General features: G+C 56.9%; 13 protein-coding genes. 1 reads left to right on the top strand and 12 read right to left on the bottom strand.

Annotated elements, in window-relative coordinates; all coding sequences use genetic code 11:
- Positions 1-82: 82 nt before the first annotated feature.
- From trpS to JLG71_RS01925, 12 genes are all read right to left on the bottom strand, one after another.
- Positions 83-1,087: a tryptophan--tRNA ligase gene (trpS, locus tag JLG71_RS01980; RefSeq protein ID WP_102803173.1), complete on the bottom strand. Its 1,005-nt coding sequence runs from the start codon at positions 1,085-1,087 to the stop codon at positions 83-85.
- A gap of 3 nt (positions 1,088-1,090) precedes the next feature.
- Positions 1,091-1,840 carry a phosphoglycolate phosphatase gene (gph, locus tag JLG71_RS01975; protein WP_004854912.1) on the bottom strand — a complete coding sequence of 250 codons (750 nt, stop codon included), beginning with the start codon at positions 1,838-1,840 and terminating at the stop codon, positions 1,091-1,093.
- On the bottom strand, positions 1,833-2,510 hold the full coding sequence (gene rpe, locus JLG71_RS01970; RefSeq protein WP_004126039.1) for a ribulose-phosphate 3-epimerase: 678 nt from the start codon (positions 2,508-2,510) through the stop codon (positions 1,833-1,835). The genes gph and rpe overlap by 8 nt, the downstream gene beginning before the upstream one ends.
- A gap of 17 nt (positions 2,511-2,527) precedes the next feature.
- Positions 2,528-3,355: an adenine-specific DNA-methyltransferase gene (dam, locus tag JLG71_RS01965; protein WP_025107840.1), complete on the bottom strand. Its 828-nt coding sequence runs from the start codon at positions 3,353-3,355 to the stop codon at positions 2,528-2,530.
- A gap of 78 nt (positions 3,356-3,433) precedes the next feature.
- Complete coding sequence (gene damX / locus JLG71_RS01960) at positions 3,434-4,735, bottom strand: cell division protein DamX (RefSeq protein ID WP_064378157.1); 1,302 nt, start codon at positions 4,733-4,735, stop codon at positions 3,434-3,436.
- An 84-nt stretch (positions 4,736-4,819) separates the two neighbouring features.
- The gene (gene aroB / locus JLG71_RS01955) at positions 4,820-5,914 is read right to left on the bottom strand and encodes a 3-dehydroquinate synthase (protein WP_004854923.1); all 1,095 of its coding nucleotides are present in this window, start codon (positions 5,912-5,914) and stop codon (positions 4,820-4,822) included.
- Between the two features lie 54 nt (positions 5,915-5,968).
- Positions 5,969-6,490: a shikimate kinase AroK gene (gene aroK / locus JLG71_RS01950; RefSeq protein WP_004106441.1), complete on the bottom strand. Its 522-nt coding sequence runs from the start codon at positions 6,488-6,490 to the stop codon at positions 5,969-5,971.
- Between the two features lie 270 nt (positions 6,491-6,760).
- A complete protein-coding gene (gene hofQ, locus JLG71_RS01945) occupies positions 6,761-8,002 on the bottom strand; it encodes a DNA uptake porin HofQ (protein ID WP_025107842.1) in 1,242 nt (413 codons plus the stop codon).
- The gene (locus tag JLG71_RS01940) at positions 7,911-8,318 is read right to left on the bottom strand and encodes a HofP DNA utilization family protein (protein WP_014839685.1); all 408 of its coding nucleotides are present in this window, start codon (positions 8,316-8,318) and stop codon (positions 7,911-7,913) included. The genes hofQ and JLG71_RS01940 overlap by 92 nt, the downstream gene beginning before the upstream one ends.
- Entirely contained in the window at positions 8,308-8,748 is a 441-nt protein-coding gene (locus JLG71_RS01935; RefSeq protein ID WP_200913955.1) for a HofO family protein, read from the bottom strand. Before JLG71_RS01935 ends, JLG71_RS01940 begins: the two co-directional genes overlap by 11 nt.
- A complete protein-coding gene (locus tag JLG71_RS01930; protein WP_187228543.1) occupies positions 8,732-9,271 on the bottom strand; it encodes a PilN domain-containing protein in 540 nt (179 codons plus the stop codon). The genes JLG71_RS01935 and JLG71_RS01930 overlap by 17 nt, the downstream gene beginning before the upstream one ends.
- The gene (locus JLG71_RS01925) at positions 9,268-10,059 is read right to left on the bottom strand and encodes a type IV pilus biogenesis protein PilM (RefSeq protein WP_109241033.1); all 792 of its coding nucleotides are present in this window, start codon (positions 10,057-10,059) and stop codon (positions 9,268-9,270) included. The genes JLG71_RS01930 and JLG71_RS01925 overlap by 4 nt, the downstream gene beginning before the upstream one ends.
- 117 nt (positions 10,060-10,176) lie before the next feature.
- On the opposite strand from JLG71_RS01925, the gene mrcA reads away from it, so the two are divergent.
- Positions 10,177-12,735 carry a peptidoglycan glycosyltransferase/peptidoglycan DD-transpeptidase MrcA gene (gene mrcA, locus JLG71_RS01920; RefSeq protein ID WP_200913954.1) on the top strand — a complete coding sequence of 853 codons (2,559 nt, stop codon included), beginning with the start codon at positions 10,177-10,179 and terminating at the stop codon, positions 12,733-12,735.
- Positions 12,736-12,829 lie beyond the last annotated feature (94 nt).

Here is a 12,829-nt window from a genome sequence, read left to right as displayed (position 1 = left end):
GATGTAGCTCAAAACCGCTCACAAATTAAAAAGCCGGATGCATTGCACCCGGCTTTTTATTGCGCTGAGACCAGCAAGTTGCTCAGGGCTTAGCGACGAAACCAATCGCTTCGTAAACCGCTTTCAGGGTAATGGAAGCGCGAGCGCTGGCTTTCTCTGCACCCTCTTTCATGACCTGATTGAGGAATGCTTCATCACCGCGGAATCGGTGATAGCGCTCCTGCAGTTCGGTCAGCATGCCGGAAACGGCTTCAGCCACTTCGCCCTTCAGGTGACCGTACATTTTGCCTTCAAAATGCTGCTCCAGCTCTGGAATGCTCTGACCGGTAACGGCAGAGAGGATATCCAGCAGGTTGGAGACGCCCGCTTTGTTCTGGATGTCGTAGCGAACAACCGGCGGCTCGTCGGAGTCGGTGACCGCGCGTTTGATCTTCTTCACCACAGATTTCGGGTCTTCCAGCAGGCCGATAACGTTGTTGCGGTTATCATCTGACTTGGACATCTTTTTGGTCGGCTCCAGCAGCGACATCACGCGCGCGCCGGATTTTGGAATAAACGGTTCCGGCACTTTAAACACGTCGCCGTAGATAGCGTTGAAACGCTGGGCGACATCGCGACTCAGCTCCAGGTGCTGTTTCTGGTCTTCGCCAACCGGGACCAGGTTAGTCTGATACAGCAGAATGTCGGCAGCCATCAGTACCGGATAGTCAAACAGACCGGCGTTAATGTTTTCCGCATAGCGCGATGACTTGTCTTTAAACTGGGTCATACGGCTCAGTTCGCCGAAATAGGTGTAGCAGTTCAGCGCCCAGCCGAGCTGCGCGTGCTCCGGCACGTGGGACTGAACGAAGATGGTGCTTTTTTGCGGGTCGATACCGCACGCCAGATACAGCGCCAGGGTGTCCAGCGTGGCCTTACGCAGCTGCTGCGGGTCCTGACGAACGGTAATCGCGTGCTGGTCAACGATGCAGTAAATGCAGTGGTAATCGTCCTGCATGTTTACCCACTGACGCAGCGCACCCATATAGTTGCCAATGGTCAATTCACCGGAGGGCTGTGCGCCACTAAAAACGATGGGCTTAGTCATTTTTTATTCCTGAGTTTCACTGTACGGTAGCCCGAAAGCGGGCAAGAGTTCATTAAATTGGTCAAAGATATAATCCGGCTCGCTCAGCGAAATCGGCTCGCCGTAGTTGTAGCCGTAGGTCAGGCCGATCGAGCTGCAGCCCGCGGCCTTCGCGGCCTGAATATCGTTGCGCGAGTCGCCAACGAACAGCAGCTCCGCGGGTGCCAGCCCCAGTTTCTCCGCGACCAGAAGCAGCGGTTCCGGGTGCGGTTTTTTGTTTTTTACATCATCGCCGCCGATAACAACGGTAAAATATTTCGCGATATCCAGCGACGCCAGAATCGGCGCGACAAACGGCGTCGGTTTATTGGTTACCAGCGCCAGCGGCAGACCCTTTGCGTGCAGCGCGCCCAGCGTATCGGCAACGGCGGGAAACAAAAAGCTCCCCTCTTCCGCCACTTCGCCATAGTAGCGGTCGAACAGCTTGCGCAAAATGGCCTGCTGTTCAGCCTGCGGGATATCGTCATGATCGACGGAAGGTTTACCCTGCGCCGCTCTCAGCGCCGCGCGCTCCTGACGGGCCCAGGTCAGAGCCCGCTGGATCAGAACGTCAGCGCCGTTGCCAATCCAGGTCACGACGCGCTCTTCGCCCGCCATCGGCAGTTCCAGCGCATACAGGGCGTTATCAACGGCAGCAGTCAATCCCGGCGCGCTGTCTACCAGCGTCCCGTCGAGATCGAACGCCACGCCGCGAATATTTTGTAACTTATCCATGGCTAACCTTTGCTAATTCGCTACGCATTTGATCGACCACTTTTTTGTAGTCAGGCTGATCGAAAATGGCCGATCCGGCAACAAACATATCCGCACCGGCTGCGGCAATCTCAGCGATATTGCTGACTTTTACGCCGCCGTCGACTTCCAGACGGATGTCGTAGCCGGATTCATCAATGCGACGACGAACTTCACGCAGTTTTTCCAGGGTGTGCGGAATAAAAGACTGACCGCCAAAGCCTGGGTTGACGGACATCAGCAGGATGACATCCAGCTTATCCATCACGTAGTCGAGGTAGCTCAGGGAAGTGGCCGGGTTAAACACCAGACCGGCTTTACAGCCGTGCTCTTTGATAAGCTGCAGCGTGCGGTCAACGTGTTCAGAAGCTTCCGGATGGAAAGTAATGATGCTGGCGCCCGCGGCGGCAAAATCAGGAACGATGCGGTCAACGGGCTTGACCATCAAATGCACATCAATCGGCGCGGTGATACCGTAATTTCGCAGTGATTTAAGCACCATCGGACCAATGGTCAGATTCGGCACGTAGTGGTTGTCCATCACGTCAAAGTGCACAACATCCGCACCCGCAGCCAACGCATTGGCGGTATCCTCGCCCAGACGGGCAAAATCAGCCGACAGAATCGAAGGGGCAATCAAATACTGCTTCATCCGCATCTCCTTGAAATTTATTTGGTCTTGGGCGGACGGTACAGAGCCAGAAGCTCGTCCACCTTCTTACGTGTACCACCGTTGCTGCTGATGCTGCGTCGAACCTTCACAATATGCGTCTCAGCGGCGTTTTTGTACCACTCCTCAGTGAGCGGCGTGCGATGGTTTGAAATCAGCACTGGAATGCGCTTTTTCATCAGCGATTCCGCCTTTTTGGCCAGCAGCTCCTGCTGCTCCTGGCTAAAGCTATTCGTATGATAAGCCGTAAAATTCGCCGTTGATGACAGCGGCGCATAGGGCGGATCGCAGTAAACAACGGAGCGATTATCTGCCCGCTTCATGCACTCTTCATAAGATTCACAATGAAACTCTGCATGCTGCGCCTTCTCCGCGAAATGATACAGCTCAGCTTCGGGAAAATAGGGCTTCTTATAGCGACCAAACGGCACGTTAAACTCACCGCGCAGATTGTAGCGACACAGGCCATTGTAGCCATGACGATTCAGATACAGGAACAGCACCGCGCGACGCAGCGGCTCCTGACTCTGGTTGAACTCATCACGGAACCGATAATACTGCTCTGCGACGTTGTTCTCTGGCGTAAACATCTCACGCGCCGCCGTAACATAGTCATCGGTACGCAGCTTGACGATGTTATACAGACTAATCAAATCACTATTGATATCAGCGAGGATATAACGAGAAAAGTCGGTATTCAGAAATACCGACCCGGCGCCCACAAAAGGCTCAATCAAGCAGTCGCCCTGCGGCAGATGCTTCTTAATATCGTCAAGCAGGGGGTATTTACCCCCTGCCCATTTCAGAAAAGCGCGATTCTTTTTCATGCTGCCTAACTAATTACACATTCTCCGGCTGTGGAGAAAGCTCCGACAGCATCCTGCGCTTCAGACTACACTGCGGCATTATTTCAGGTCAGACTGAACCTGATGCAGCGGTTTTGCCCACGGATTTTTTGCCTGTACATCTGCTGGCAGCGTAGCAACAGCACGTTTCGCTTCATCTTTCGAAGCGTAGATGCCGCTCACCAGGACATACCAGGGCTGACCGTTACGCGTAGTCTCATAGACAACATATTTTTCCAGCTTCTCTTTCTTCGCCCAACTGTTGAGGTTGTTGTAGTTAGAAGAGCTGCTGAGCTGCAGCGTGTAGTGACCGGACGGCGCAGACTTCATCGAACTGACGTCACCCGCACTTTTACCCGCAGCGGCCGTAGCAGCCGGAGCGGCAGCGGCAGTTGCTGCTGGCGCGGTGGTCGCGGTCGCAGCAGGCGCGGTAGTCGCGGCTGGTTTGGCCTGGGCAGTTGCGGCAGGCTTAGTCGGCTGCGCGGCTGCCGGCGTCGTGGTCGCGACGTTTTCGACACGCTTAGGCTGGACCGCTGCCGGCTTCGGCTGGGTCGGCGCTTTCGCCGTGGCCTGCGGTTTCGGTTCGATAACCGTATGCTTACGCTCCGCCGGGCGCGGTGTCGCCGCCGTCTGACGCTCTGTCGTCGCCTGGCGCGGGGCCGCGGTGCCATTGCGCACTGGCGCAACGGTGGCTGGTTCAGTTGGCAGAGTAGAATTCGCGACCGCGCTATCAATCTGACCCTGCTGCTGGGTCAGCGCATTGTTCAGATCGCCCTGAACCTCAACGCGCTGCTGGCCTTGGGGTTCAGCCGTCGCCTGACCTTGAGTCGGGTTAGACGCGATAGGCGGCAGAGAAACATCCTGCGGCTGCGCGTTGTTTGCCGCTGATGAATCCTGAGCAGCAGGCTGGGTATTATTATTGTCCTGCTCGCCGGACAGGTTGATGCTCTTCTCGCCGGAAGCCGTTTGCTCGCTGGATGAGGATGGTGATTTCAGCGCGGAACCCACGCCAACGATCAGCAGCAGCAGAACGAGGATCCCCACGCCCATCATGATGTACTGACGGGAAGCCGGTTTCGCAGGCGCCTTCTTACGCTTACGAGGACGACGCTCAACCTGACGCTCTTCGTCATCGTCTTCGTCAGACTCTACTTCTTCTTCGTACTCTTCATACTGTTCTTCATCGCGCTCACGGCGTGCTTTGCTGCCGCGCGTCGGGCGACCATCGTCAGCATCATCAAGTTCGACATCATCAAAATTGATTTGCGGATCGGCATCACGCTCTGAAGACTGACGAGAACGACCAGTACGACGATCGCTGCGATCGGCTTTCATATCGTCTTCTGGTTTTAATTCATCCATTTAACACCCCACTAAAAGGCTTATGCTCACGACTATTGCACGTCACCCGAAATGATAACGCCGCGCGAACGCGGCCAGACCTTCTTATTGTTGCGCCTGCTGAGTATCAGCAATCGCGCCAAGAACAACATCATGCGGGACTCCGCCGCGTATCTCGCTCTTCCCTATCGCGAGGGGTAGCACCAGCCGCATCTCGCCCGCCAGCACCTTTTTATCACGCATCATATGGGGCAAATACGCCTCTGCTGCCATCTCCTGCGGGCCACTTACCGGCAAGCCAGCACGCTGCAGCAGATGAATAATGCGCTGCGTATCCTGCGGATTAAACCGCCCCAGACGTTCGGATGCACGCGCCGCCATCACCATACCGGCAGCGACCGCTTCACCATGTAACCAGTTACCGTAGCCCATCTCAGCTTCGATAGCATGACCAAAAGTATGGCCAAGATTGAGTAAAGCACGTAACCCGGTTTCGCGCTCGTCGGCGGCGACAACTTCAGCTTTCAGCTCACAGCAGCGACGGATACAGTACGCCATCGCTTTTTCATCCAGCGCCAGCAATGCATCAATATTATTTTCCAGCCAGTCGAAAAATTCGCCGTCAAGAATAACGCCGTACTTGATCACTTCAGCCAGGCCGGAAGAGAGCTCACGCTTCGGCAGCGTTTTGAGACAGTTAAGATCGACAACAACAGAAACCGGCTGCCAGAAGGCGCCAATCATGTTTTTGCCGAGAGGATGGTTGACGGCCGTTTTGCCGCCGACCGAAGAATCCACCTGCGACAGCAGAGTGGTAGGAACCTGAATAAAGCGCACGCCACGCTGGTAGCTGGCCGCTGCAAATCCCGTTAAATCACCAATCACCCCACCGCCGAGCGCCACTAACGTCGTGTCGCGGCCGTGTGGTTTTTGCAATAGCGCGGTAAAAACGGTATCCATCACCGCCAGGCTTTTAAACTGCTCGCCGTCGGGAAGAATCACGCTATCGACTTTTACGCCCGCTTGCTCAAGTACGGAGCGTACGGTATCCAGATAAAGCGGCGCCAGCGTTTCATTGGTGACCAGCATGACCTGGTCGCCTGATTTCAGTGGCAGGAAGGAAGCTGGATCGTTAAACAAACCAGCCGCGATGGTAATCGGGTAACTACGTTCCCCGAGGGTTACAGTAAGCCTCTCCATAACGCGACGTCCACCTCAGTTGCTTTTACTCTGACGCACTTTATTAAGCCAGAATCAGTTGCTTTCCAGCATATGAATAATCTGGTTTGCTACCACTTTCGCGCTTTGATCGTCAGTGCGGATAGTGACATCTGCAATCTCTTCGTACAGCGGATTGCGTTCATCCGCCAGCGCTTCCAGTACTTCGCGAGGCGGAGCATCAACCTGCAGCAAAGGACGCTTTTTATCGCGCTGCGTACGGGCAAGCTGCTTTTCGATAGTTGTTTCCAGGTAGACCACCACGCCGCGGGCGGAGAGACGGTTACGCGTTTCACGGGATTTTACAGAGCCACCGCCGGTTGCCAGCACGATTCCCTGTTTTTCCGTCAACTCATTGATGATTTTTTCTTCACGGTCGCGGAAGCCGTCTTCGCCTTCTACATCAAAGACCCAACCCACATCTGCGCCAGTGCGTTTCTCAATTTCTTGATCGGAATCGTAAAATTCCATGTTGAGCTGTTGGGCTAACTGGCGCCCAATAGTGCTTTTGCCGGCACCCATAGGCCCAACCAGAAAGATATTGCGTTTCTCTGCCATTTTTTCGGTACTACTAAGACTATTCGTTAATGGTAAACCCGCTTCGCAGACACCCAGCGCAGCAGGACATGAACTGAAACCTCATATGCAATTAGAGCGAGAGTCAGACTAAAAATTATCTCAATACTCCGGCTGGTTTGGCAACAGAATAAATCACCGGACAAGAAAGGGAGGATTGATGTCGTACCCGACTCTCAAATCGGTACCCCTTGTATGCTAAATCCGTCCTCACGTCAAACACCTGAAACGTGTTTAGCATGAAAAACCCGCTTAATGCACTGCCAGAATACGTGGAGTGATGAAGACAACCAGTTCACGTCGTTCGTTATCCTTACCGTCACGGCGAAATAACTGACCAAGCCAGGGGATGTCGCTAAGGAGAGGAATACCATCGCGAGACGTTTTATTTTTCTGCGCAAAGATCCCCCCTAACGCCAGGGTCTCGCCGCTTTTCATTTCAACCTGCGTTTCTATTTCTTGTTTATCGATAGCCAGCGCTTCACCATTTTCCTGTTTGAGCACCTGGCCCGGCGTATTTTCGCTAATCCTGAGTTTTAAACGCACGCGATCGTGATGCAGCACCGTCGGCGTCACCTCCATCCCCAGCACCGCCTCTTTAAACTCAACGGAGGTCGCCCCGCTTTCGCCGCTGGAGACCTGATAAGGTATCTCGCTGCCCTGCTTAATGCTGGCGGGCTGCATATGGGAAGCCAACAGCCGAGGGCTGGCGATAATGTCCACCTGCTGCTTCTGCTCAAGCGCGGAAAGTTCCAGCTCCAGAAGCCGCCCGCTGATACGGCCGATGTTAAACCCGGCCCTCGTGCTGGCATCCCCTACCGCCAGGTTGCTGCTCAAGGTGGTTAATTTACCGGAGCCCGGCGGGCTGCTGGCGTCGGCCAGGCTCCACTTAACGCCTAGTTCGCGCAGGCTGGTTTCGCTTATTGAGACGATGTGCGCCGCCAGCTCAACCTGGCCGACGGGCACATCCATTTCCTGGGCCCACGCTTTTAACGCCGGGAGGTGCCGGGCATCATCACGAATCAACAGGCGGTTGGTTCGCTTATCGACCATCATATGCCCGCGAGCGCTGAGCAGTTTTTCACCCGCCTTCGCTAAATCTTCTGCATCCGCATAATGCAAGGTCACGCTATGTCCCTGCAAAGGAAGATTCTGCAGGCGCTTTGCTTTTTCCGCTTCCAGCTGCAGCCGCTGCGCCTTTTGCCACGCCTGAGTGTGCACGTACAGGACCGAACCTTGCTGAGTCAGGGCCAGACCGGCGCTGTCGATAACCGAGCGCAGCGCCTGTAACCAGGGCACCTCCTTCAGATGAAGAGATACCGTACCGCTGACGTCAGGAGCCACCACGAGATTTTTTTGCTTCAGCTCCGCCAGCGTTTGCAGTACCTGGGACACCGGCGCATCATCGACGACCAGCGACACGGGAAGATCCTTTTTGGCCGCGACGACCATCAGCGGCAGGAGCAGAAACAGCAGGCTTGTCCATCGCATTATTCTTTATTCCCTTTCGCAGCCAGACCCACTGTGCGGGTTCACACCCAGGACCGGTTGATATTGTCATTTTCTCTGGCGTCAGGCGCGTCACCCGCCAGCCCGTGGGCAAAATCGCCTCCGCCCTCACGCGACGCCATTTCCCGGCGCTATCCTGCACGATCCCCATAAGCGCCAGCGAATCGCCGATAGCACCGCCGTAGCGCCACTGGCTAAGCTGCGCCGTCCGGCAGCGGTCCACCGGGGGCTGAAACGGATCGCGCTCTTCAGCCAGCAGCGGGAGCGGGAACAGCAGCCAGCACCACCATTTAAGGCGCATCTTCCGCCTCCAGATGCAGGGTCAACCGTAACGCCTGCTTTTCCGGCTGCAGGGAGAAAGCCGTAGCGCGCATCCCGCAGCGAGCCAGCCAGGAAAAGAGCGCGGGCACCGCTTGCCAGTCAACCGCCAGCTGCATCTCGCCTGCGGAGCCCCCTGGCCGCCAGGCGATAAGCGTCGCCCCGGCAATCGGAAGATCAATAGGCGTAAAAACCTGGGTCGCACCTTCCTCCATCCCGGCGGTCTGTAAAGCGCTACGCAGCGGCAGCAGTTTTCGCCACTGCGCCTGTACCTGCGGCGAGCGCCCCGCCGACGTTTCTGCCTGGAGAGGCAGCAGTAGCCAGAACCCGATTACGGCGATGAGGACCAGAGCGGCGGATATCATGAACAGATATTTGCGCCCCGTCAGCCAACATTCAACGTCCCACTGCATTGTCGTCCTCTTCGGCCATGGAAAAGTGAAATAACCAGCGCCCTTCGCTGTCGCGGTGCGTTTCTCCCGCCTTTGGCGGACGCAAGCCGGCAACGCTCCCCAGCGCCTTTTCAAGCTCAGCCAGCCCCTTTAGATGCAACGTGAGTCCGCTCAGTACCAGGGTATTCTGTCGGTATTCCAGCAGCGTTAACCAGGCGTGCTCCGGCATACGCGACGCTATCGCCTGTAACGTTGGCTGCCAGGCGGCGGTTCTCTCGCGCCGCAGATAGCGCAGGCGCCGTTGTTCCTGCTGCTGCAGGCGCTGGCGCATGGCGCGTTCACGCTGCTGTAATGCGCTATAAAGCAGGTCGTCAGCGCTTATCCTCGCCGTTTCAAGCGAGTGGCTGGCCCGTTTGTTGAGCTGTGAGGCGAGGATCGCCGCAAGCAGAATAAGCAGCAAACCCACAATCAGCAGTCCTGCCATCCGCAGACGTTGCCGTCGACGCGTTTCGCGCCAGGGAAGGAAGTTAACGATGTGGCTCATGACTGACCCGCTCCCAGCGCCAGGCCGAGGGCAACGGTAAAGCTATCGCCACGGGCCGGGAGCGGGGGCTGCAGGCGATGAATGGCGCTCCATGCGTCAAAATTCTGCCCGTCGAGCGAGGCAGAGGTGCAAAGGCGAAACTCTCCGGCGTTCACCCGGGAAACCAGGCCGGGAAAAGAGGGTACGTCGCTGCATGGACAGCATCCCCAGCTATCGGCGGTCGCCCAAAGCCAGCTCGTTTCGTCACGCCACGCCAGCCCCTGAACCTCGACGGGCAGCCAGGGGAAAAAGGCGCCAAGCGCGCTGGCGTCCGGCACAATTCCGACCACCTTCAGCTTAAGGCGGCTCGCCAGCTGGCCGAGGACGTTAATATCCAGGCGCTGCGCGGCGGTGACCCGCCAGCCATCGGCCGCTCTGGCGTCCACATAATCGACGCAGAGCGATGACGCGGGCATTTCCAGCTGCTGCGCCATCGCGCTGGCGATCCAGGTCGCCTGCTCGCTTTCTCGTAATGAAATCTGCGGGCGCGGAAGCTGCTTTTGCAGCGTTCGCGCCGCCGGGAAGGCAATACACGCCTGATGCTGCAAAGGCAGCTCCCGCCGCCAGGGCTGCAGCTGGCGGGCCAGCGACTCAACGTCTACCACGATGCCCTGCCGCACGGTGCCGGGCATCAGCGGGATACTCCACCAGCGACGTAGCGCCCAGCGTGAACGCTCGAGTAATAACGCGACGATAGCAATATGGTCCTGCTGAATATGCATTCCTATGCGCCAGTTTCTAAAAGCCATGCCTACGATCTCCTTATCCGCCGATATGCTTCGCTATATCAATGCTCCAGGCTTGCCTTTATACTACTGCGCGTTTGTTTATAAACTGCCCAATGAAAACTAAATGAGAAATCTCCGGTGAAGTTCGTAAAGTATCTTTTTATCCTTGCAGTCTGTTGCGTACTGCTGGGAGCAGGCTCGATTTTTGGTCTCTATAAATATATAGAGCCGCAGCTCCCCGACGTCGCAACCCTGAAGGATGTGCGCCTGCAGATCCCGATGCAGGTCTATAGCGCGGATGGCGAGCTGATTGCGCAATATGGCGAAAAACGCCGTATTCCCGTCACGCTGCAGCAAATGCCGCCTGAGCTGATAAAAGCGTTTATCGCCACCGAAGATAGCCGTTTTTATGAGCATCATGGCGTTGACCCGGTCGGAATTTTCCGCGCGGCCAGCGTCGCGATGTTCTCCGGCCACGCCTCGCAGGGCGCCAGTACGATTACTCAGCAGCTGGCGCGCAACTTCTTCCTGAGCCCTGAGAAGACGCTGATGCGTAAGGTGAAAGAAGCCTTCCTCGCGATCCGCATCGAGCAGTTGCTCAATAAAGATGAAATCCTTGAGCTGTACCTGAACAAAATCTATCTTGGCTACCGCGCCTACGGCGTCGGCGCGGCCGCGCAGGTCTATTTTGGGAAATCCGTCGATCAGCTTACGCTGAGCGAAATGGCGGTCATTGCGGGCCTGCCTAAAGCGCCGTCGACGTTTAACCCGCTCTACTCCATGGATCGCGCAACCGCCCGCCGCAACGTTGTTCTCTCACGGATGCTGAGCGAAGGCTACATCACGCAGTCGCAGTACGATCAGGCGCGTAGCCAGACGATTGACGCCAGCTACCATACGCCGGAAATCGCCTTCTCCTCCCCGTATCTTAGCGAAATGGTGCGTCAGGAAATGGTCAGCCGCTACGGCGAGCAGGCTTATGAAGACGGTTATCGCGTCTACACCACCATTACCCGTAAAAATCAGCAGGCAGCCCAGCAGGCGGTGCGGAATAACGTGCTGGATTACGACATGCGCCACGGCTATCGCGGCCCGGAAAAGGTGCTGTGGAAGGTGGGCGAAACGCCGTGGGATAACCAGAAAATCCTCGATACCCTGAAAAAAACCCCGAGTACCGGACCGCTCTCTCCGGCGGTAGTCACTTCGGCAAGCCCGCAGGAAGCCGTCGCACTCATGAGCAACGGCACCTCGGTGTCGCTGAATATGGAAGGCGTCCGCTGGGCACGTCGGTTTATCTCTGATACCCAACAGGGCGCCACGCCGCGTAAAGTGAACGATGTGGTGCAGGCCGGGCAGCAGGTGTGGGTCCGCCAGGTGGGTAGCAGCTGGTGGCTATCGCAGGTGCCTGATGTCAACTCGGCGCTGGTATCGATCAACCCGCAAAACGGGGCGATCATTGCGCTGGTCGGCGGCTTCGATTTCAACCAGAGCAAGTTCAACCGCGCGACTCAGGCGCTGCGCCAGGTCGGTTCTAACATTAAGCCGTTCCTCTACACAGCGGCAATGGATAAAGGCTTAACGCTGGCGAGCATGCTCAACGATGTGCCGATTTCCCGCTGGGATGCCGGCTCCGGCTCCGACTGGCGGCCAAAAAACTCCCCGCCGCAGTATGCGGGCCCTATCCGCCTGCGTCAGGGGCTGGGTCAATCAAAGAACGTTGTCATGGTTCGCGCGATGCGGGCCATGGGCGTGGACTACGCGGCAGAGTATCTTCAGCGCTTCGGCCTCCCGGCGCAGAACATCGTGCGGACAGAATCGCTGGCGCTGGGCTCCGCGTCTTTCACCCCGCTTCAGGTTGCTCGCGGCTATTCGGTGATGGCTAACGGCGGTTTCCTGGTCAGCCCTTATTTCATCAGCAAAATCGAGAACGATCAGGGCGGCGTCATTTTTGAAGAGCGGCCAAAAATTGCCTGCCCGCAGTGCAATATTCCGGTGATTTATGGCGATACGCCGAAGTCCGATGTGCTCGAGAACAAAGACGTTGAGGACGTAGCGACCTCTCAGGACCCGCAAAACCCCGGCGTTCCTCCGCAGCCGCAGCTGGCGCAGGCGAACCAGTCGCTGGTGGCGCAAAGTGGCGCACCGGAGTATGCGCCGCACGTGATCAACACCCCGCTGGCGTTCCTGATTAAAAGCGCCCTGAACACTAACATCTTCGGCGAACCGGGCTGGATGGGCACCGGCTGGCGAGCGGGACGCGATCTGCAGCGTCACGATATCGGCGGCAAAACCGGGACCACCAACAGTTCAAAAGATGCGTGGTTCTCGGGCTACGGCCCTGGCGTGGTGACGTCGGTATGGATCGGCTTCGATGACCACCGTCGCGACCTTGGCCGCACCACTGCCTCCGGGGCAATCAAAGATCAGATATCGGGCTATGAAGGCGGCGCCAAAAGCGCTCAGCCGGCCTGGGATGACTTTATGAAAAACGTGCTGCAAGGCGTACCGGAAGAACCGCTTACGCCGCCGCCGGGTATTATTACGGTCAACATTGACCGCAGTACCGGTCAGTTGGCCAGCGGCGGTAACAGCCGCGCTGAGTACTTTATTGAGGGCACTCAGCCTACCCAGCAGGCGGTTCATGAAGTCGGCACCACCATTACCGATGGCGGTGGGGAAACCCACGAACTGTTCTGACAAAAAAAGCGCCTGCGGGCGCTTTTTTTTGGCTGACGGAAAACCGGTTGTAGATATCGTGCCACGGCTGGCGCCTTTACCACGACCTACCGCA

This window comes from Klebsiella michiganensis (assembly GCF_015139575.1).
Classification (GTDB): domain Bacteria; phylum Pseudomonadota; class Gammaproteobacteria; order Enterobacterales; family Enterobacteriaceae; genus Klebsiella; species Klebsiella michiganensis.
Note: the sequence above shows the minus strand (reverse complement) of the source record. Positions and strands in the feature narration are given on the sequence as shown.

Excerpts from the sequence above, each read along its gene's own strand:
- damX (WP_064378157.1), bottom strand. The coding sequence starts at position 4,735 with ATGGATGAATTAAAACCAGAAGACGATATGAAAGCCGATCGCAGCGAT.
- JLG71_RS01940 (WP_014839685.1), bottom strand. The coding sequence starts at position 8,318 with ATGCGCCTTAAATGGTGGTGCTGGCTGCTGTTCCCGCTCCCGCTGCTG.
- gph (WP_004854912.1), bottom strand. The coding sequence starts at position 1,840 with ATGGATAAGTTACAAAATATTCGCGGCGTGGCGTTCGATCTCGACGGG.
- JLG71_RS01930 (WP_187228543.1), bottom strand. The coding sequence starts at position 9,271 with ATGAGCCACATCGTTAACTTCCTTCCCTGGCGCGAAACGCGTCGACGG.
- trpS (WP_102803173.1), bottom strand. The coding sequence starts at position 1,087 with ATGACTAAGCCCATCGTTTTTAGTGGCGCACAGCCCTCCGGTGAATTG.
- JLG71_RS01925 (WP_109241033.1), bottom strand. The coding sequence starts at position 10,059 with ATGGCTTTTAGAAACTGGCGCATAGGAATGCATATTCAGCAGGACCAT.
- JLG71_RS01935 (WP_200913955.1), bottom strand. The coding sequence starts at position 8,748 with ATGCAGTGGGACGTTGAATGTTGGCTGACGGGGCGCAAATATCTGTTC.
- dam (WP_025107840.1), bottom strand. The coding sequence starts at position 3,355 with ATGAAAAAGAATCGCGCTTTTCTGAAATGGGCAGGGGGTAAATACCCC.
- aroB (WP_004854923.1), bottom strand. The coding sequence starts at position 5,914 with ATGGAGAGGCTTACTGTAACCCTCGGGGAACGTAGTTACCCGATTACC.
- rpe (WP_004126039.1), bottom strand. The coding sequence starts at position 2,510 with ATGAAGCAGTATTTGATTGCCCCTTCGATTCTGTCGGCTGATTTTGCC.
- aroK (WP_004106441.1), bottom strand. The coding sequence starts at position 6,490 with ATGGCAGAGAAACGCAATATCTTTCTGGTTGGGCCTATGGGTGCCGGC.